This is a genomic window from Streptosporangium roseum DSM 43021 (assembly GCF_000024865.1).
In the GTDB taxonomy this organism is placed as follows: domain Bacteria; phylum Actinomycetota; class Actinomycetes; order Streptosporangiales; family Streptosporangiaceae; genus Streptosporangium; species Streptosporangium roseum.
On sequence record NC_013595.1, the window covers coordinates 495765 to 515402 of the forward strand.

General features: G+C 72.0%; 18 protein-coding genes and 1 pseudogene. 11 read left to right on the forward strand and 8 right to left on the reverse strand.

All coding sequences use genetic code 11. The features are described from left to right. Positions 1-84: 84 nt before the first annotated feature. The gene (locus tag SROS_RS02315) at positions 85-2436 is read right to left on the reverse strand and encodes a DEAD/DEAH box helicase (RefSeq protein ID WP_148268923.1); all 2352 of its coding nucleotides are present in this window, start codon (positions 2434-2436) and stop codon (positions 85-87) included. Positions 2437-2590: 154 nt separating this feature from the next. On the opposite strand from SROS_RS02315, the gene SROS_RS02320 reads away from it, so the two are divergent. The 5 genes from SROS_RS02320 to SROS_RS02340 all read left to right on the forward strand — a co-directional run bounded on the left by SROS_RS02320 (position 2591) and on the right by SROS_RS02340 (position 9291). Further along, positions 2591-2941, forward strand: a complete 351-nt coding sequence (locus SROS_RS02320; RefSeq protein ID WP_012887265.1) for an STAS domain-containing protein — start codon at positions 2591-2593, stop codon at positions 2939-2941. 2 nt (positions 2942-2943) lie between these two features. Continuing rightward, a complete protein-coding gene (locus SROS_RS02325) occupies positions 2944-3390 on the forward strand; it encodes an ATP-binding protein (RefSeq protein ID WP_012887266.1) in 447 nt (148 codons plus the stop codon). Between the two features lie 452 nt (positions 3391-3842). After that, positions 3843-6176: a sodium-translocating pyrophosphatase gene (locus SROS_RS02330; protein ID WP_012887267.1), complete on the forward strand. Its 2334-nt coding sequence runs from the start codon at positions 3843-3845 to the stop codon at positions 6174-6176. Positions 6177-6425: 249 nt separating this feature from the next. Continuing rightward, positions 6426-6899: a SixA phosphatase family protein gene (locus SROS_RS02335; RefSeq protein WP_245564545.1), complete on the forward strand. Its 474-nt coding sequence runs from the start codon at positions 6426-6428 to the stop codon at positions 6897-6899. A 304-nt stretch (positions 6900-7203) separates the two neighbouring features. Further along, the gene (locus tag SROS_RS02340) at positions 7204-9291 is read left to right on the forward strand and encodes an FUSC family protein (protein WP_012887270.1); all 2088 of its coding nucleotides are present in this window, start codon (positions 7204-7206) and stop codon (positions 9289-9291) included. Here SROS_RS02340 and serB read toward each other — a convergent pair. Then, complete coding sequence (serB, locus tag SROS_RS02345; RefSeq protein WP_012887271.1) at positions 9272-10495, reverse strand: phosphoserine phosphatase SerB; 1224 nt, start codon at positions 10493-10495, stop codon at positions 9272-9274. The two genes, SROS_RS02340 and serB, sit on opposite strands and share 20 nt — an antisense overlap. Positions 10496-10679: 184 nt before the next feature. Between serB and SROS_RS54345 the strand changes: the two are divergent. From SROS_RS54345 to SROS_RS02355, 3 genes and pseudogenes are all read left to right on the forward strand, one after another. Next, positions 10680-10982 (forward strand): annotated as a pseudogene (locus SROS_RS54345) (GNAT family N-acetyltransferase); the annotation flags it as partial. 173 nt (positions 10983-11155) lie between these two features. Then, positions 11156-11314, forward strand: a complete 159-nt coding sequence (locus SROS_RS51930) for a hypothetical protein (RefSeq protein ID WP_218919802.1) — start codon at positions 11156-11158, stop codon at positions 11312-11314. Further along, a complete protein-coding gene (locus SROS_RS02355; RefSeq protein ID WP_012887272.1) occupies positions 11311-12174 on the forward strand; it encodes a lysophospholipid acyltransferase family protein in 864 nt (287 codons plus the stop codon). Before SROS_RS51930 ends, SROS_RS02355 begins: the two co-directional genes overlap by 4 nt. A gap of 84 nt (positions 12175-12258) precedes the next feature. Here the strand turns inward: SROS_RS02355 and SROS_RS02360 are convergent, their stop codons facing one another. From SROS_RS02360 to SROS_RS49145, 5 genes are all read right to left on the reverse strand, one after another. Then, complete coding sequence (locus SROS_RS02360) at positions 12259-12939, reverse strand: response regulator transcription factor (RefSeq protein ID WP_012887273.1); 681 nt, start codon at positions 12937-12939, stop codon at positions 12259-12261. Positions 12940-13257: 318 nt separating this feature from the next. Further along, the gene (locus tag SROS_RS02365; protein WP_012887274.1) at positions 13258-13815 is read right to left on the reverse strand and encodes a DUF11 domain-containing protein; all 558 of its coding nucleotides are present in this window, start codon (positions 13813-13815) and stop codon (positions 13258-13260) included. Between the two features lie 222 nt (positions 13816-14037). Beyond that, positions 14038-14565 carry a hypothetical protein gene (locus SROS_RS02370; RefSeq protein ID WP_012887275.1) on the reverse strand — a complete coding sequence of 176 codons (528 nt, stop codon included), beginning with the start codon at positions 14563-14565 and terminating at the stop codon, positions 14038-14040. Between the two features lie 91 nt (positions 14566-14656). Further along, positions 14657-15772, reverse strand: coding sequence for an S-adenosylmethionine:tRNA ribosyltransferase-isomerase (locus SROS_RS02375; RefSeq protein ID WP_012887276.1), 1116 nt, complete (start codon positions 15770-15772; stop codon positions 14657-14659). Next, positions 15769-15972, reverse strand: a complete 204-nt coding sequence (locus tag SROS_RS49145) for a hypothetical protein (protein WP_148268924.1) — start codon at positions 15970-15972, stop codon at positions 15769-15771. The genes SROS_RS02375 and SROS_RS49145 overlap by 4 nt, the downstream gene beginning before the upstream one ends. Positions 15973-16095: 123 nt before the next feature. Between SROS_RS49145 and SROS_RS02380 the strand changes: the two genes are divergently transcribed. Both SROS_RS02380 and SROS_RS02385 read left to right on the forward strand, forming a co-directional pair. Then, the gene (locus tag SROS_RS02380) at positions 16096-17217 is read left to right on the forward strand and encodes a GAF domain-containing sensor histidine kinase (RefSeq protein ID WP_012887277.1); all 1122 of its coding nucleotides are present in this window, start codon (positions 16096-16098) and stop codon (positions 17215-17217) included. Beyond that, positions 17214-17852 (forward strand): response regulator, encoded by a 639-nt coding sequence (locus SROS_RS02385; protein ID WP_012887278.1) that lies wholly within the window; start codon positions 17214-17216, stop codon positions 17850-17852. The genes SROS_RS02380 and SROS_RS02385 overlap by 4 nt, the downstream gene beginning before the upstream one ends. Positions 17853-17946: 94 nt before the next feature. Here the strand turns inward: SROS_RS02385 and SROS_RS02390 are convergent, their stop codons facing one another. Beyond that, on the reverse strand, positions 17947-18666 hold the full coding sequence (locus SROS_RS02390) for a hypothetical protein (RefSeq protein WP_012887279.1): 720 nt from the start codon (positions 18664-18666) through the stop codon (positions 17947-17949). 66 nt (positions 18667-18732) lie between these two features. On the opposite strand from SROS_RS02390, the gene SROS_RS02395 reads away from it, so the two are divergent. Beyond that, positions 18733-19527: an ABC transporter ATP-binding protein gene (locus SROS_RS02395; protein WP_012887280.1), complete on the forward strand. Its 795-nt coding sequence runs from the start codon at positions 18733-18735 to the stop codon at positions 19525-19527. Positions 19528-19638 lie beyond the last annotated feature (111 nt).

A 19638-nucleotide genomic window follows, 5' to 3' on the forward strand; every position in this document is an offset into this window, starting at 1 on the left:
TGCGGAGGGAGGTGGGTTCTGTCGCCGGGTTTCTCGCGGGCGGGGCTTCGGCGGGTGACGGGGCGGGGAGGGGACGGCCTCCGGTCAGGTGCGCTGCGGGTCGGCGGAGAGCAGGACGGCGAGGAGACGGAGGGCTCCCGCCTTGTCCAGGGGTTCGTTGCCGTTGCCGCACTTGGGCGACTGGATGCATGAGGGGCAGCCGCGTTCGCACTCGCAGGAGGCGATGGCCTCCCGGGTGGCCGTGAGCCAGTCGAGGGCGCGGGCGTAGCCGCGCTCGGCGAAGCCCGCGCCGCCTTCGTGACCGTCGTAGACGAAGACGGTGAGTAGCCCGGTGTCGGGATGGAGCTCGGTGGAGACGCCGCCGATGTCCCAGCGGTCACAGGTCGCGAAGAGCGGGAGCAGGCCGATGGAGGCGTGTTCCGCCGCGTGTGCCGCCCCGCCCAGGTCAAGGCCGTCCTCGGCCAGGGAGACGACCGCGGAGGTGGGCAGCGTCCACCACACCGCGCGGGTGCGCAGCGTGCGCGGGGGCAGGTCGAGGGGCTCGTCGCCCAGGAGTTCGCCGCTCTGGGCGCGGCGCTTGAGGTAGGACACGACCTGACGGGTGACCTCCACGGAGCCGAAGTGGAGCTCTCCCGGGCCGAGCGGGTGCGAGCGGAGGGACTCCAGGACCGAGATCTCGGTGACGTCCCTGGCGAAGGTCGTGTAGTCGGGGGTTCCGGCCTCGACGAGGGCGACCCCCGCCTCCAGGTCGAGCTCGACGACCAGGTAGGTCTCCCCCTGATGGACGTAGACGGCGCCGGTGTGCACGGTCGTGTGGGCGGAGGGCTCGTCCACGGTGCCGAGCAGCCGCCCGGTGGACGCCTCGACGACCTGGACCGGCGCGCCGCCCGCGCCCCGGATGTCGGCGAGGTCGGTGGCCCGTTCCCGCCTGGTCCAGAACCAGCCCGTGGCGCGCTCCCTGAGCAGGCCCTCCGTCACCAGGTCGGCGAGCACCTCCTTGGCTGTCGGGCCGAAGATCTGCAGCTCGTCCGGCGTGAGCGGGATCTCGGCGGCGGCGGCGCACAGATGCGGGCCCAGCACGTAGGGGTTGTCGGGGTCGAGGACGATCGCCTCGACGGGCCGGCCGAACAGCGCCTCGGGGTGGTGGACCAGATAGGTGTCCAGCGGGTCGTCCCTGGCGATCAGCACCGCCAGGGCGTCCTGCCCGGCCCGTCCGGCCCGTCCGGCCTGCTGCCAGAGCGAGGCCCGGGTCCCCGGCCATCCCGCGATGAGCACGGCGTCCAGCCCGGACACGTCGACGCCGAGCTCCAGCGCGTTGGTCGTGGCCAGCCCGAGCAGGTCTCCCGACCGGAACGCCTTCTCCAGTCCGCGGCGGTCCTCCGCCAGGTATCCGGCCCGGTAGGCCGCCACCTTGTCCGGCAGATCCCCGGGCGCCCCCACGTCGAACACGAGGTCCTGGAGCTTCGCCCGGGTGGTGAGGGCCACGGACTCGGCGGCACGCCGGGAGCGCACGAAGGCCAGGGTACGGACGTCGGCGATCACCAGGTCCGCGAGGAGGTCGGCGCTCTCGGCGGTGGCGGGACGGCGGAGGGGCGCGCCGCCCTCACCGCGTAGATCGGTCAGGGGAGGCTCCCACAGGGCGAAGGTGGTCGCGCCCCGAGGAGAGGCGTCCGTGGTCACCTCGGCCATCTGGAGGCCCGTCAGGCGCATCGCGAAGGCCCCGGGCTCGCTGGCCGTGGCCGAGGAGAGCACGAAGGCGGGGGCGGAGCCGTACCGTGTGCAGACGCGGCGCAGGCGGCGCAGGATCTGGGCCACGTGGGAGCCGAACACACCCCGGTAGCCGTGGCATTCGTCCACCACGACCATCCGCAGCCGCCGCCAGAAGGACGACCAGTTGGCGTGGCGGGGCAGCAGGGTGCGGTGGAGCATGTCCGGGTTGGTCAGGACGTAGTTGGCGTGTTTGCGGACCCAGGCCCGTTCCTCGAAGGAGGTGTCGCCGTCGAAGGTGGCCGCGCGGAGCTCGGGGACGTCGAGCTCGTTCAGGGCGCGTAGCTGGTCGGCGGCCAGTGCTTTGGTAGGCGTGAGGTAAAGGATCGTGCCGCCGTCGAGCACCGAGGAGAGGGCGGGGACCAGGTAGGAGAGGGATTTGCCCGAGGCGGTCCCTGTGGCAATGATCACGTTTTGACCACGGTGGACCAGTTCAGCCGCCTCGGCCTGATGTGACCATAGGCCCGAAATGCCGTGGTTCGCCCAGCGCGTAACCAGGCTCTCGTGAACCCAGTCCGGCCAGCGGGCCTGACCCGCCTGACGTGCTGGAACGTGCTCCACGTGGGTCACGCGGTCGCGACGTGCGGGAACGCCGAGCAGGTGGCGGAGCGCGGAACCCGCTCGAAGAGAGGAGGATGAGGGCGGAGTCACTGGTTTCCAGTCTGGCATCTGTGGGCAGAGTCGCCGGGAATCGTGATTTCGTATAGACACTGAGCGTACGCATGGTTGAATGCCGCGCGTCGGGGCTTGTCGTCTGGGGGCCACCCGGTCCCAGGAGTCACGCCTGAATCGGTACTTTCGCAGGCAAGGCGCTGGAGGATCTGTGGATCTGAAGTTGGACCACCATTCCGAGGACCGTCTCACCATCGTTGAGGTCGAGGGTGAGATCGATGTCTACACCGCGCCCAGATTGCGTGAGCTCCTGATCGACCTGGTCAACAAGGGGAACTTCCACCTCCTGGTCAACATGGAGAAGGTTGACTTCCTTGACTCAACGGGACTTGGTGTCCTGGTCGGCGGGCTCAAGCGAGTTCGGGCGCACGACGGCTCACTGGAGCTGGTCTGCACCCAGGAGCGCATCCTGAAGATTTTCCGGATCACCGGACTGACCAAGGTCTTCGGGATCTACGCCTCGGTGGAAGAGGCCAAGGAAGCCCACGGCCGAGACAAGTAGTCGTGGCTACCGTCGAGCTGACGTTCAGCGCTCTCCCCGCGCACGTGCGCACGGCACGTCTGGTCGCCACGGCGATCGCCAGGCGCACCGGCGTGGAGGAGTCGTTGCTGGACGAGGTGCGGCTCGCCGTCGGTGAGGCGTGCTCCCGGGCTGTCGAGGCACATCGCCTCCACTGCCCGGGGGAGCCGATCCGCATCGAGCTACGTGATGATCTGGGGCGGTTCGAGGTGACTGTCACCGACTCCGCCCCGAGTGATGAGCTGGAGCAGGAGCGTGAGCTTTTACGGTTCGACGATCCGCTCGGGCAGCTTCCCGACACGTTGATGACCGGCTTCGGCATCGCGGTCATCGTGGGACTGGCCGATGACGTCCAGGTCTACCCCAGCCAGAAAGGCATGCGCATCCGCATGAGCTGGCCTGCGGCGACCAACGGGCTGTCTCCGGTCTGACGGCGGAGAGCCTCGGCTCCGGCAGCAGAGAACTTCGGCAGCCGGGCGCGTCCACTGGACGCGCCCGGCTGTCCGTATTGCGGGGCACGGGTTTTCGGTCAAAACATAATTTTGATATGTGTAGACCGAAACAAGAGGGAAATGCGAGTTTGAGATTCGTTTCATCGGCCTGGATGACCTTATAAGCAGGCGGGTCGAGAGCGATTACTGAACGGCCCGTTAATTAGCCGCGCACAGAGGCTTCATATCCGCGTCGTAGCTGCGTAGACTCCCGGCACCGGCCAAGGTTTGTCCTTCGGAGCGGCCCGTGAACGGGCTCAATTCCGTGGGGAGTCTGCGGACGCAACCGGAAGCGGCACTGCCAACACCCGGAGTGCGCCGCTCCGTCTGCCGACCATCCATCGCAGCGCACTCCGGGCAGGACGTGTTCCCGTCTTGCCGAGGAGAGTCGGATGTCTGTGCTCCATCTAGCCGTTGCCGAAGAGCCAGCGGTATCCCTGAGCGGTTCCCATTTCAACATAGTGATAGTGGTGGCCGTCGTGGCCCTGCTCGCACTCGCCGTCGCCGGCGTTCTCGTGCGGGAGGTGCTCGCCGCCGGTCAAGGCACCGAGCGTATGCAGAACATCGCGCGAGCCGTACAGGAAGGGGCCTCCGCGTATTTGGCGCGGCAGTTCCGGACGCTCGCGGTGTTCGTCATCCTGATCCCTTTCCTGCTCTACCTGCTCCCCGCCGAATCGACCGGTGTGGCCATCGGCCGCTCGGTTTTCTTCGTGGTGGGCGCGGTCTTCTCCGCACTCACCGGCTTCATCGGCATGTGGCTGGCGGTCCGCGGAAACGTCCGGGTCGCCGCGGCCGCCCGTGAGTCGGGCGAGAAGGTCGCGATGCGGATCGCCTTCCGCACCGGCGGCGTGGCCGGCATGATCACCGTCGGTCTCGGCCTGCTCGGCGCGGCCATCGTGGTGATCGTCTACGGAGGCGACGCCCCGGCCGTGCTGGAGGGCTTCGGCTTCGGCGCCGCCCTGCTCGCCATGTTCATGCGGGTCGGCGGCGGCATCTTCACCAAGGCCGCCGACGTCGGCGCCGACCTGGTCGGCAAGGTCGAGCAGGGCATCCCCGAGGACGACCCGCGCAACGCCGCCACCATCGCCGACAACGTGGGCGACAACGTCGGCGACTGCGCGGGCATGGCCGCCGACCTGTTCGAGTCCTACGCGGTCATGCTGGTCGCCAGCCTGATCCTGGGCAAGGTGGCCTTCGGCACCGAGGGCCTGGTCTTCCCGCTGATCGTGCCGATGGTCGGCGTGATCACCGCGATCATCGGCATCTTCACCACCTCCCCGCGGAAGGGCGACCGCAACGGCATGGCCGCGATCAACCGCGGCTTCTTCATCTCGGCCGTCATCTCGGCGGTCCTCGTCGGCGTCGCGGTCTTCCTCTACCTGCCGAGCAGCTTCGCCGGGCTGACCGGGGTGAGCCCGGAGATCGCCGCGATCACCTCCGACCCGCGCCTGATCGCCATCGGGGCCGTGCTCATCGGCCTGGTGCTGGCCAGCGCCATCCAGATCCTCACCGGTTACTTCACCGAGACGAACCGCCGCCCGGTGAAGGACATCGGGGAGAGCGCCCGGACCGGTCCCGCCACGGTCATCCTGTCCGGCATCAGCGTCGGCCTGGAGTCGGCGGTCTACTCGGCGCTCATCATCGGCGCCGCCGTCTACGGGGCGTTCCTGCTCGGCTTCGGCAACGTCACCATCGCCCTGTTCGCCGTGGCCCTGGCGGGCACCGGCCTGCTGACCACCGTCGGCGTGATCGTGTCGATGGACACCTTCGGCCCGGTCTCCGACAACGCGCAGGGCATCGCCGAGATGTCCGGGGACGTCGACGGGGAGGGCGCCCGGGTGCTCACGTCGCTGGACGCCGTGGGCAACACCACCAAGGCCATCACCAAGGGCATCGCGATCGCGACGGCGGTGCTCGCCGCGACGGCGCTGTTCGGCGCGTTCCGGACGGCGATCGAGACCCAGCTCGCCAACGCGTCCCAGGGCGTCAAGGACGTGCTCGGCTCGTTCGGCACGTTCAGCCTGAGCGTCGACTCCCCGAACGTGCTGGTCGGTCTGATCATCGGCGCGGCGGTGGTGTTCATGTTCTCCGGCCTGGCCATCATGGCGGTCGGCAGGGCGGCCGGGCGGGTGGTCTTCGAGGTGCGCGAGCAGTTCCGCACCAAGCCGGGGATCATGGCGGGTACGGAACTGCCCGACTACGGCAGGGTCGTGGACATCTGCACCCGTGACTCGCTGCGGGAGCTGGCCACGCCCGGCCTGCTCGCCGTACTCACGCCGATCGCCGTCGGCTTCGCCCTCGGCTACGCGCCGCTCGGCGCGTTCCTCGCCGGGGCCATCGCCTGCGGCACGCTGATGGCGGTGTTCCTGGCCAACTCCGGCGGTGCCTGGGACAACGCCAAGAAGCTGGTCGAGGACGGCCACCACGGGGGCAAGGGATCGTCCGCCCACGAGGCCACCATCATCGGTGACACCGTCGGCGACCCGTTCAAGGACACCGCGGGCCCGGCGATCAACCCGCTGCTGAAGGTGATGAACCTGGTGGCGCTGCTGATCGCTCCGGCGGTGGTCACCTACGCCGACAACGTGGCGCTGCGGATCGGCGTCACCGTGGTCGCGGCCGGCATCGTCGTCGCCGCGGTGGTCGTCTCCAAGCGCCGGTCGGCGAGCATCGCCCCGACCGAGGAGAACAACGTCAAGCGCGAGCGAGAGCCGATCTCGGGCTGAGTGAGGTCTGACGGGAGGGGTGCACGGGGAGCCGTGCACCCCTTCCGCGTGTGCGGGGTCAACACCGGCTCCGCCATCCCCGGCAGCTCGAAGAGGTCCGTGCACCCCTTCCGCGTGTGCGGGGTCCCCCGATGGGAAACTGAGCCGTATGGAACAGCAGCCCTCCGGAGGCAAGTCACTCGTATTCATCCTGCTGGCGATGGCCGCGGTGTTCGCGGTGATCGTCGGGATCGCCATGTGGGCGGCGAGGTGACGACACGTACCCTGATCGTGCTGCGGCACGCCAAGGCGGCCCACGTCCACGGCCTGGCCGACCGGGAGCGCCCTCTCACCGGGCGCGGCGAGCGTGACGCCCGCAGGGTCGGGGAGACGCTCACCGGCATGGATCTCCACCCCGACCTGGTGCTCTGCTCGCCGTCGGAGCGGACCAGGCAGACCGCCAGGCTGGCCCTGCCCGATGCGGACATCACATTCGACCCGGCCATCTACGAGGCCTACTCCGACGAGCTCCTCACGCTGATCCGGCGGAGCGACCCCGAGGTCCGCACGCTGATGCTGGTCGGGCACAACCCCGGCGTCCACGAGCTGGTCCTGGACCTCACCGCGAGGGAGGACGACCCCGGCTTCCCGCCCGGCGCGTTCGCCGTCATCGAGACCGAGGGCGAGTGGGCCGAGTTCGAAGCGGGGCGCGGCGTCGCCCACTGGAGCCCCAAGGAGCACTGAGCGCCCGGGGCCAAGGGAGGCGTAGGGGGCTCGGAGCCCGAGGAGTGCCGGGCGTCCGGGTTCGGGAGCGCTGAGCGCCCGTGGCCGGGGGCTGGTGCGCGGTGCCCGAGGAGCACCGAGCACCCGGGGCCAAGGGAGGCGCAGGGGGCTCGGAGCCCGAGGAGCGCCAGACGTTCGGGGCCAAGGGAGGCGCAGGGGGCTCGGAGCCCGAGGAGTGCCAGACGTCCGGTGCCCGGGAGCACTAAGCGTCCGGAAGGCGGGGAAGAAGGTCACATCCCCCCGTCCGACGACCTCGGGGGGTGGCATGCGGAGGATCGCCGAGGCGCTGCGGGGCGACTTCGTGCTCTCCGGCCGTCCCTCCTGGGGATACAGCCTGCTGTGCGCGCTGGGCATCTGCCTCCCGCTGGTGGCCGGCGTCATGCTCGGCCACGTCCCGCAGGGCGCCGCGATGGCCCTGGGCGGCTATCTCACCGTCTTCGGGGACGCCCCGGGCCTGCCGTACGGCGAGCGCGCCCGCAAGCTGCTCGTCGCCACGCTCATGGTCACGCTGGGTTCGGGCCTGGGCGCGCTGATCCAGCCGTACCCCTGGGTGGCCGCCGTCGTGGTGGGCCTGGTCGCCATGGCCGGCGGCTACTGGCCGGTGATCAGCATTTCCTCGGTGCTCTCGGTGGCCCTGACCTATTTCGCCCCGCCGGGCATGAGCGTGCCGGCCCACATGGCGATCACGGCGGCCGGTGGCCTGCTGATGACGCTGCTCCTCCTGGGGCTCTGGCCGGTGCGCCGCCTCCAGCCGCTCCGCACGGCCTTCGAGGAGGCCGGTACGGCGCTGGCCGACCTGCTGGAGGCCGCGGGGAGGGCTCCGCTCTCCGACGAGAGCTGGGAGGTGCTGCGCCGCTGTGCCGTCACCGCCCTGGACGACGCGGCCAAAGCCTTCTCCCTCTACCGGGTCTCGGAGGAGGACGACCGGGCCCTGCAGCGGCTGCTGGCCACGCTGACCCGCATCCTCCACGAGACCGTCGCGCTGCGCGTGCTGCGGGCGGCGGCCGCGCAGACGGGCGTGGGCACGGACTGGACCGAGGAGCTGCATGAGGCGGCCGGGGCCCTGGCCGGCGCGCTGCGGGAGGCCGTGACGCTCGGCGGTTCGGCCGGGGTGCCCGCGGCACTGGGCGCCGTCGGGCGGTTCGCCGACCGGGTCGAGGAGATCCGCCGGGCCGCTCACACGGGTGGCGCGCCGCTGCCGGCGGCCGCGCTGCTCGGGCAGGTCCGCCGGTGCCTGGACCGGATCGGGATGGCGGTGCGGTCGGTGGCGCAGCAGGCGGTCGAGGGGGTCGAGGTCGGGCCGCGCCTGCCCAGGTTCGGCCGGTTGCGCAAGCCGGTGTTCTCCACGGGCCACCATCCGCTACGGCTGGGCCTGGCGGTGACTTTGGCCATGGTGCTGATGCTGGTGACCCACGAGCACTACGCCAAGTGGTTCGTGGTGACCGTGATCGTCAGCCTCCGCCCGGCCTACCGCGACACCGTGGAGCGGGTGGTGCTGCGGACGGCCGGCACGGCGGTGGGCGCGGCGGGGGCGGCGGTGGTGCTGGCGGTCGCGCCCGGCCACTTCTACCTGATCGTGTTCATCGCGGTCTGCGCGGTGCTGGGATTCGCGTTGCGGGGGGCCAGCTACGGCTACTGGACGATCTTCGCGACGCCGCTGTCGCTGATGCTGTCGGACTTCTCCCTGCCGCTGGACTGGGGGGCGGCGGCGGTCCGGGTGGCCCTCACGATCGCGGGCGGGGCGCTGGCGCTGCTCTTCGCCCGGTTGCTGTGGCCCCGGGGGCAGCGCGCGAAGCTGACCGGCAGGGCCGTGGACATGCTCGGAGAGCACGCGGCGCTGGTGCGGTCGTTGATCGACCAGGACCCCGACGAGGTGCGCGCGAGGCTCTCCTCGGCGTCCGACGCGGCCGACCGGTTCTCCGACTCCCTGGACCGGCTGGACAAGGAGCCCGGGGGCAGCGCGCCGCAGCGGCTCAGGGACGCCGTGACGGCCGCCAGGCGGCTACGTGACAACGCCCTGGCGCTGTTCGCCGTGCCGCCGTCCGGGGAGGCGTCCGGGCCCACGGCGGCGGTCCTCGACATGGTCGCCGACCGGCTGGAGAACGTCGCCGAGGCGGTCGGCACGGAGCGCCCCGAGGCGCCGGCCGACGATCTGGACGGTGTCCTGGACGAGCTCGGCGCGCACGTGGACGTGCTGGCCGCGCGACGGCTGGACGAGGTGGCCGAGGGGGCGGCCGATCAGATGACCGAGGTGCGCCGCGGGATCATGCACGCCGCCGCCGCGCAGCCGGCCCTGAAGGGGCTCAGCGCCGAGGCCCTCCGGCTGGCCGCACTCACCGCTCCGCGACGATGACGCCGTCCTCGGCGTCGGCGGCCTCGACCTCGGCGCGCGGGATGCCGAGCAGGTAGAGGATCGAGTCGAGGTAGGGCACGTTGACCGCGGTGTCGGCGGCCTGGCGGACCACCGGCTTGGCGTTGAACGCGATGCCCAGGCCGGCCGCCGCGATCATGTCCAGGTCGTTGGCGCCGTCACCGATGGCCACGGTCTGGCTGATCGGGATGCCCGCCTGGCGGGCGAAGCGTTCCAGAGCCCGCGCCTTGCCGGGGCGGTCGACGATCTCGCCGACGACCCGTCCGGTGAGTACGCCGTCCACGACCTCCAGCGTGTTGGCCGCGGAGTAGTCGATGCCGAGGTCGTCGACGAGGGCGTCGGTGAGCTGGGTGAACCCGCCGCTGACGATCGCGAACCGGTAGTCGAGCCGCTTGAGCGTCCGCACCAGGGTGCGGGCGCCGGGGGTGAGGACCAGCTCCTTGCGGACCTTCTCGAAGATCTCCTGGGGGAGGCCCTCCAGCAGCGCGACCCGGCGGCGCAGCGACTCGGCGAAGTCGAGCTCGCCGCGCATCGCCTCCTCGGTGACCCGGGCGACCTCGTCCAGGCAGCCCGCGTGGGCCGCCAGCAGCTCGATCACCTCGGCCTGGATGAGCGTGGAGTCCACGTCCATCACGATCAGCCGCTTGGCCCTGCGGTGCAGGCCGGTCCGCTGCACGGCCACGTCGACCCGCTGAGCGTGCGCCTCGATGGCGAGCTCGGCCCGGAGCGTGTCCGGGTCGGCGCCGGAGACGGCCAGCTCGATGCAGGTCACCGGGTAGTTGGACAGCCGTTCGATCCGGTCGATGTTGGCGCCGGCGGCGGCGATCCGGCCGGCGATGCCGGCCATCGCGGAGGGCTGCAGCGGCGAGCCGAGCACGGTGACGTGCAGCCGCCCGCGCCGTCGCTTCTCCTGCGGGTCCGAGCCGGTGGACAGCTCCACCTGCAGCCCCATGTCCTCGGCGGCCCGCTCGACGGCGGTCCACAGGGCGCCTATGGTGCTGCCCGTCCCGGTCGGGGTGTCGCCCGCGTAGGCGACGAGGACGCCCAGGGTGAGCCGGCCGCGGATGACGACCTGCTCGATGTCGGCGACGACGACGGGGAAGCCGGCCAGCACGGAGAAGAGCCGCGAGGTGACGCCCGGCCGGTCGGGTCCGGTCAACGTGATCAGAAGCGTGCGCTGGTTCATCGGTGTCTACGCTACTTGGCCCCGGAATCGATCGTGAATGTGGTTCATCATCCGGACGCCTGAAGTTCGCGGTCTCCTCCCGCCCCGCGTCATCTGCGACTGTCTTCATGAAGTCATGACGACCATCCCCGTAGAGCCACGGGTCGCTCGCTACACGGTCGGGCTGGCCAGGACCGCTGCCGAGATGCGCGAGGCCCAGCGCCTGCGCCACCGGGTTTTCGCCGAGGAGATGGGCGCCCGGCTGGACACCCCCATCACCGGCCTGGACGTCGATCCGCTCGACGCCTACTGCGACCACCTCCTGGTACGGCGCGGCGACACGGGCGAGGTCGTCGGAACCTACCGGCTGCTCACGCCCGGCCGGGCCGACCGGCTCCACTCCGACTCCGAGTTCGATCTGGGCGCGCTGTCCGGGATCCGGGCGGACATGGTCGAGGCGGGCCGGGCCTGTGTGCATGCCGACCATCGGCGCGGCACCGTGGTCGGGCTGATGTGGGCGGGCATCGCCCGCTACATGCTCGCCGGCGGGTACGGCTGGCTGGCCGGGTGCTGCTCGGTGCCGGTGGCCGACGCCGCCGGGGTCATGGAGCGGCTGCCGCTCTCCCCGCCGGGCTATCGCGTCACCCCTGGCACGCCGGCCCCGGCCCCGAGCGGGCCGCGGTGCCCGCCCTGCTGCGGGGCTACATCCGGCTGGGCGCGTGGGTCTGCGGCCCGCCCGCCCACGACCCCGGCTTCGGCACGGCCGACTTCTTCGTCCTGCTCTCGATGGCCAACATGGACCCCCGCTACCTGCGGCACTTCCTGGGAGCCCCCGCATGAACCCGTGGCTCCCCGTGGCGCCGTGCATGCCCGCCACCTGCCTCACGCCCGCCGGGCCGAGGGCGTCGTGGCCGCGCCGTACCCTGCGGCTGGTGGCCGTCACGCTGGCGGTCCTCGCCGGGGCGGCGCTCGCGCTCGTCGCGCGGGGGCTCGGCACGGCGGATCGGGTCCGGCTGGCGGGCGCCTGGTCCCGGCTGGCGCTGCGGGCGCTCGGCGTCCGGGTGGAGGTGCGGCAGGGCTTCACGTTCATGGCGGGTTCGGCCGCCGGGCTCCGCGTGGTCCCCGTCCCCGAGACGGCCCCGCTGATCGTGGCCAACCACGTGTCGTGGCTGGATCCGCTCGTCATGTCCGCCGTGCTGCCGTCCCGCCCGCTGGCCAAGGACGAGGTCCGGGGCTGGCCGGTGATCGGCGGGCTGGCGGTGGGGGCGGGCGCGCTGTTCATCGACAGGGACCGGCTCTCCGCGCTGCCCGAGGCGGTCGGCAGGGTGGCCGGGGCCCTCGGCGAGGGCCATCCGGTGGCGGTCTTCCCCGAGGGCACCACCTGGTGCGGCCGGGAGATGGGGGCCTTCCGGCCGGCCGTGTTCCAGGCGGCGCTGGACGCCGGTGCCCCGGTGCGGCCGGTGGCGATCAGGTACCTGGGCCCGGACGGGGCGCAGGCCACCGTGGCCTCCTACGTCGGCGACGACACCCTGCCGGCCTCGATCCGCCGGGTGGCCGCGTTCCGGAGGCTGACCGTGGAAGTGACGCTGCTGCCCCCGGTCCGGGCCCGTAACCGCAGGTCCCTGGCCTGGGCGGCGGAGTCCTCGATCGCCTCCGTGCTGGTCGCCCCGCCCGTGCACGGAGTCCGGGCCGCGGCCTGAGCCGTCCGGAGCCCGGTCCGGCCTGTCAGCGGGGCCCCGAGGTAGGCGCTGTGGTCTGAGCCGTCCGGAGTCCGGTCCGGTCTGTCAGCGGGGCCCGAGGTAGGCGATGACGGCGGCCACCCGGCGGTGGGTGTCGGGGCTGTTCTCCAGTGCCAGCTTCAGGAAGATCGAGTTCACGTGTTTCTCGACCGCGGAGACCGACAGGTGCAGGGCGCGGGCGATGCCGCCGTTGGACAGGCCGTGCGCCATCTCCCGCAGCACGTCCAGCTCCCTGGGCGTCAGCTCGGCGGGCGGCGGCCTGTCGCTCACCCCGCGCTTGGCCAGCAGGCCCTCCACCACCTTGGGGTCGATCACCGAGCCGCCCACGGCCACCGACCGGATCGCGCCGAGCAGCTCGTCGATGTCCCCGACCCGGTCCTTGAGCAGGTACGCCCGGCCCTCGGTGCCGTCTCTGAACAGGTCCAGCGCGAACATGGCGTCGGAGAACTGGGAGAGCACCACGACTCCGATGTCCCGCGAGGCCTCCCGGATCCGGTGCGCGGCGTCGATCCCCTCCATGCCCGCGCGGACCAGCCCGGCCGAGCCGGGCATCCTGATGTCGGTCACCACCACGTCGGGCCGGAGCCGCCGCGCGGCGTCGAGCAGCTCGTCGGCGGTGCCCACGGCCGCCACCACCCTGATCTCCCCGGACGTCTCCAGGAGCCTGCGGGTGCCCTCCCGCACCAGGTAGTGGTCCTCGGCCAGGACGACCCTGAGCTCGGTCATGGGGCCGCGCGATATCCGGAAGTGGTCATAAGGAAGATCTTGCCTGGTGACGGGGCCGGGCGCATATGAGGTTGTCCGCAGGTCTTCCGTCCCGTGTCCCTACGGAGGCCGGAGCGTCCCCGCCCGCCGTGTGCCTCCCCCAGGGACCGGAGTGCCCCCGCCCGCCGGGTGCCTTCCAGGGATCGGAGTGCCCCTCCGCCCGCCGTGTGCCTCCCACAGGACCGGAGCGTCCCCGCCCGGCCCCGGCGTCCCCACGTGGTCCGGAAGAGCGGAGAGCCCCCGCCCTGCGACAGGACGGAGGCTCTCACGGGGGTACGGCTAACGCGCGATCCTGGTCTTGATCTTCTTCACGAAGTACCAGCTCTTGAAGCCCATGCGCTCGAACTCGTCGCGGTTGAGGGTCTCCGCGCCGGTCGGCAGGTCATAGGTGTCGACGCCGAGGATGGCCGTGGCGGTGCCCTTGGACTTCTTGCCGAGCTTCACCACGATCTTGATGCTCTCGTACTCGCCGACTGCGAGAGCGAGGGGGGACCAGCACCAGTAGCCGTCCTCGTACCAGTCGCACTCGGACCCCTTGGTGGCGTGGACCCGGACGATCTTGGAGCCCTTGGGCAACACGCCGCCGAGGTAGTAGGAGTCGGCCTCGTGGGGGCCCGTGTTGGTGGCCTTGATCGTGTAGGAGATCGTCCCGCCGGCCCGGACCCTGCCCGGCGCCGAGATCCTCACGTCGAAGGAGGAGTAGGGGTCGTCGGCCGTCTTGACGGTCGCGGCGGGGGCCTTGGTGGGAGCGGCCGAGGCCGGCGCGGCGAGCAGCATCGTGCCCGCGAGCGGAGCGACCAGGGCGAGAGCGGCGATCTTGTAGATCGGGTGGCGCATTTAAACGTCTCCCAGCTGAGGGGGACGGGGGCGATGCGGATGCCCCCGTGAAAGTCCGCAGCGTTTTATCACACATATTAGTTAAGGCAAAAATCTACCTAAGTAAAGTGATTTATCGCGGAGTGGCCGGGGCGGCGGCCGTACGGAATCGGGCGGGGTTCCCGCGCCGGGGCGGCCCGCCCCGGCGGGCCGCCTCCGCGCGCCGGATGCGGGCGCGGATCGTCAGAGGATCCTGGTCTTCACCCGCACGTACTTCAGGTCGGTGCCGACGTCGATGCCGTGGATGTCGAGGGTGTCGAGCCCGCCCGCGGGGACGTCGATCGACGCCGAGGCGAACTCGGCCGCCGCGGTGCCCCGCGCGCTGCTCCTCAGCCACACCTTGACCTTGATCGTGACCGATCTGCCCGGCTTCAGGGTGTCGAGCAGACAGCCCACCTCGCGTCCGTCGGCCTCGCAGATCGAGCCGGAGGGACCGGTGATCCGGACCTTGCGCGCCTGCCGGGGAACGTAGCCCCCGACGTAGGCGATGTCGGTGGCCCAGTCGCCGGTGTTCCTGGTCCTGAGCGTGTAGGTGATCGTGTCGCCCGCGTAGACCCGGCGCGGGTAGTAGGCGGTCAGCTTCAGCGGCGACAGCGGTGGGGCCACGTGGGCCGCGGTCGGCGCGGCCGCGGCGGCGTTCGCGCCACCAGGGGTGAGAAGCATGCCTCCCGCCAGGGCGATGGCGGCGAAGGCGGTCAGGTGCCGGCGCATTTCTTGACTCCAGTCGGAATTCGGTGTTCCCCCGTTGGTTGCCGTGCCCAGCATGGGGCGGCCGACTTGGAAACCCCTTGCGGCTGACTGGCTACTGGAGAATCAGGTGGACGTCGCCGAATTCGTGCCAGAGATAACCCTCCCCGAGCGCCTCCGCGTAGGACCGGGAGAGCAACTCGCCGCCGGCGATCGCGGACAGCATCGGCAGGTGGCTGGAGCGCGGCCCGTGCAGGCCGGTGATCAGGCCGTTCACCGCCCTCACCCCGGCCGAGGGGGTCACCAGGTGGGAGGTCCAGCCCCGCGCGGCCCGGACACGGCCGCAGGCCAGAGCGGCCGTCTCCAGCGCCCGCACCACGGTCGTGCCCACCGCGATCACCCGGCCTCCGGACTCACGGGTGAGCTCGGCCTGCCGCGCGGTCGCCTCGGAGACCTCGAACCACTCCGGGCAGGGCGGCTCGTCCGTCGACGGCGAGGTCACCCCGGTGTGCAGGGTGATCGGCGCGACGCCGATCCCGCGTGAGACCAGCCCGGTCACCAGCTCCGCGGTGAACGGCCGTCCGGCGCTGGGCATCTCCGCGCTGCCGGGCCGGATCCCGAACACGGTCTGGTAGTCCTCCAGCGGCCAGTCCCGCTCCACGTAGGAGTAGCGGATCGGCACGCCGTACCGGCGCAGGTAGGCGGGGACCTCGCGGTCCAGCCGGGCCCGCCACAGGCGCGGGGTCTCCCGGTCCAGCAGGCGCAGCGTGGCCCCGCCGGGCAGCGGCAGCCATTCTCCGGCCGCGCCGCCCGGGTAGGGCTCGCTGGCCATCTCCGTGCCCGCCGCCGGGGCCGTCCCCGGCCTCCGCCGGTCCCGCGCGTCCTGCCCGGCGCCCCCGCCGCCGGGCCCGGACCGCCGCTCCATCCGGCGGCGCAGCTCCACCAGCCAGGTGCCGTCCTCGCGCTCGGTGGAGAAGTGCACCGCGAGCCGGTCGAGCCGGACCGCGGCCGGAAGGGTGGCGGAGTTGTTGACCACCAGCAGGTCGCCGGGGTGGAGCAGGCCGGGCAGCTCGGCGAACCCGTGGTGGGTGATCTCCCCGGTGGCGCCGTGCGAGACCAGGAGCCGCACCCCGTCACGGGTCAGCCCCCGCGCCTCCGGCGGCTCGTGCGCCTCCAGGTCGTGCGGGAGCACGAAACCCGGCGCCATGGCGTCCGTCACGGGCGTGCTCACGAGACCTCCTCCGCCCGCCTCGCCCGCCGCCCGCCGCGCCCGTCCGCCCGCTCGCCTCGCGCGCTCACGGGTGGCTCACCCGGCCGCTCGCCGGACGTTCCCCGATCAGCCGCCGCAGGGTGGGCACGACCGTCTCCGGCCCCGGAACGGGCCAGGCCGAATCCGCGGGAGGCGCCGGCGATGAGTGCGGTCTTCGTCATGTCCCCGACGGTAGGAACCGGACGTCTCGCGCGCATCGGCCGCAGGACCGGGCCACGCCTGGGCTGATGGACCTAGGACCCCGGCCCGACGCCGCGGTGGGCGGCGGCGCCTAGAGTTTTCCCGTGACCGAAGACCGGGACGCCGTCCTGCAGGCGGTGAGCTCCGCTGTTCTCGCGGTGACCAGGCACCTCTCGGTCCGGGAGGTGCTCCAGGTCATCGTGCGCTCGGCGCAGCAGCTGCTGGACGCACGCTACGCCGCGCTCGGCGTGCCCGACGACCAGGGGGCGTTCGCCGAGTTCGTCGCCGAGGGCATCTCCGACGAGGAGTGGGACGCGATCGGGCCGATGCCCCGCCAGCACGGCATGCTCGGTGCGATGCTGCGCGATGGCGCGCCGGTCCGGCTGCCCGACATCCGCAGGGACCCGAGGTTCGAATACTGGCCGCGCGCCCATCCGGTGCTCAAGGACTTCCTCGGGGTGCCGATCCGCGACGGCGACCAGGTGCTCGGCATCGTCTTCCTGTCCAACAAGCGGGCTCCCGGCGGCTTCACCGAGGCCGACCAGCGGCTGCTGACCATGTTCGCCGCGCACGCCGCGATCGCGCTCACCAACGCCCGCCTCTACGAGCGAGGCCGGGAGCTGGCACTGGTGGAGGAGCGCACCCGGATGGCCCGGGAGCTGCACGACGCGGTGACCCAGAAGCTGTTCTCGCTGCGGCTCACCACCCAGGCGGCGGCCTCGCTGGTGACCCGCGACCCCGCGCGGGCGCTGGAGGAGCTGGAACGGGTGGAACGGCTGGCGGGGGAGGCGCTCGCCGAACTCCGCGCGGTGATCGTCGAGCTCCGTCCGGCCGAGCTCGACCGCCACGGCCTGGCCGAGACGCTCCGCAAGCACGTGCGCCTGCTGGACCGGCTGCACCCGGCGTCGTTCACGTTCGACGAGGCGCCGGTGTGCTCCCTCGAACCGGCGACCGAGGTGGCGGTCCTGCGGGTGGCCCAGGAGGCGCTGCACAACGCCTCCCGGCACTCGGCGGCGCGGGCCGTCGGCGTGCGGCTGGGCTGCGAGGCGGGCCGTGTGATCCTGGAGGTGCGCGACGACGGGGCGGGGTTCGACGTGGCCGCCGCCGCCGGGCGAGGGCTGGGTATCGCGTCGATGGAGGACAGGGCGCAGGCCCTGGGCGGGAGCGTGCGCGTGACGTCGGAGCCCGGTCACGGGACCCTGGTGCGGATGGAGGTGCCGGTGTGATCCGCGTGCTGATCGTCGACGACCACCCGGTCGTCCGGCAGGGACTGCGTACCTTCCTGGGCCTGCAGGACGACCTCGACGTGGTGGGGGAGGCGGCCGACGGCGCCGAGGCGGTCGCCCTGGTGGAGTCCCTCGCCCCCGACGTGCTGCTGCTCGACCTGAAGATGCCGGTCCTCGACGGTCTCGGCACGCTCGTCCGGCTGGCGGAGCACGGGCTCTCCCCGCGTGTGCTGGTGCTGACCTCGGTCGGCGACCGGGAGGACGTCGCCCCGGCGATGCGGGCCGGCGCGTCCGGCTTCCTCTACAAGGACGTCGACCCCGCCGCGCTCGTCCAGGCCATCCGCGCCGTCCACGGCGGGCAGGTGCTGCTGGCCCCCGAGGCCGCCGAGGCGATGCTGTCCGTCCCCGCCCCCGCCCCCGCGCCGGCGGAGGGCAGATACGTGGCGCCGCTGACCGACCGGGAGCGTGAGGTGCTCACGCTGATCGCCTCGGGCCGGTCCAACCGTGAGATCGCCCGGGAGCTGGCGGTGGCGGAGAAGACCGTGAAGACCCATGTCTCCAACGTGCTGATGAAGCTGGGCGTGCAGGACAGGACCCAGGCCGCCCTCTACGCGGTACGGAACGGCCTGGCCTGACCCCGCCGCCGGCGGGCTCCGCCGTGCCCGGACGCGCCGGGGGGAAGGCATCTCACACAGCGGGTCCGCCGCGCCCGGTCCGCCGGGACGGCGGCTAGACGAGCTCGGTGATGGCGTGGTGGGCGGCCACGCGTGCCCGCCGTACCGCGCGGTCGAGATCGCGCAGGGCGTTGCCCCGGGTGACGATCTGGCCGGAGGTGAGCCCCCGGTCGTCGGCGACCTGGAGTACTGCGGCGAGCCGGGCGGCGAGGGCGGCGACCCGGTGGGCGCGGGCCGGGTAGCCGGGGGCCAGGCCGTCGTCGACGCTCTCCACCCGCCGATGCCCCTGGGCCGGGCCCTCGACGCCGAGCAGGGCGTCGGTGGCCGTGCGCATCGCGAGCGTCAGGGTGTGCTCGGCCTCGGAGAGGGAGGGGATGTCGGGGACGTTGGCACTGGCCTCCAGTACGCTCCAGCGCACCCCGGCGTACGATGACCCGCGGCGGTCCTGCATGGGGACCAGGCCGAGGCATCTGCCGGGAAGCACGGCTATCGCCGCCTGTCCGGCCTCGATGGCCGCGGAGTTGAAGGGGGGCGGTCCGGTGAGTCCGAGCGGGTCGCCGGCGACGGGCAGGGCCAGGCGCAGGGATTTCATGCCTTCGACCCGCAGGTCGGCGAGGAAGGCACGGAGGAGAAGGTCGCCGTTCTCTCCGGCGACGAGTTGGGGGCCGGCCTGTCGCTCCACCCGGTCGGCGGCCTCGTCGAGGCCGACCTGCCCGGTGAGCCAGGCGTTGCCCCAGCAGACCAAGGTGGCCGAGATCTGTGAATCAGGGTGCACCGATCCACGATATGCGCTTGTCCTGCAATAGGTTTTGTTCGAGCGATTCACGAGGAGGCGTAAGGGATGGGCGGTCAGGTGCTTCGGCTACAGGACGTCACCGTCCGCAGAGACGGGGCGGCCCTGCTGCGGGACATCGACTGGACCGTTCACGAGGACGAGCGGTGGGTCGTCATCGGTCCCAACGGCGCGGGGAAGACGACGCTGTTGCAGGTCGTCGGGGCGATGCTGTTCCCCACCGAGGGCATCGTGGAGATCCTGGGCGAGCGGCTCGGTCAGAGTGACGTGTTCGACCTGCGGCCCCGGATCGGGCTCGCGAGCGCCGCGCTCGCCGAGAAGGTGCCGCCGGAGGAGAAGGTCATCGACCTGGTGCTCACCGCCTCCTACGCGATCCTCGGACGCTGGACGGAGGAGTACGACTCCAACGACGTCACCCGTGCCGTCGAGCTGATCGACCAGCTCGGCTGCGCCCATCTGATCCGGCGCCGGTTCAACACGCTGTCGGAGGGCGAGCGCAAGCGGGTGCAGATCGCGCGGGCGCTCATGCCGGACCCCGAGCTGCTGCTGCTGGACGAGCCCGCCGCCGGACTGGACCTGGGCGGCAGGGAGGACCTGGTCCGCCGCCTGGCGACGTTCGCGCACGACCCGAAGGCGCCGACCATGGTGCTGGTCACCCATCACGTGGAGGAGGTGCCCAGCGGGTTCACCCACGCGCTGCTGCTCCGGCACGGCTCGGTGGTCGCCCAGGGCCCGATCGACCAGGTGATGACCGCCGAAAACCTGTCCCGGACCTTCAGCGTCCCGCTCAACCTGGAGCGCGGGCTCGACGGCCGCTGGTATGCCCGGGCGCATCATTTCTGAGACCCGCTCCGGCCGCCGCCCGAAGGCCGGCGGCCGGTGGCGGGGAGGTCTGCCCGGTGCCGGGGACACCCCCGCCGCCGGTCATGGAGCGTCCCCCTCCTAGCATCCGGT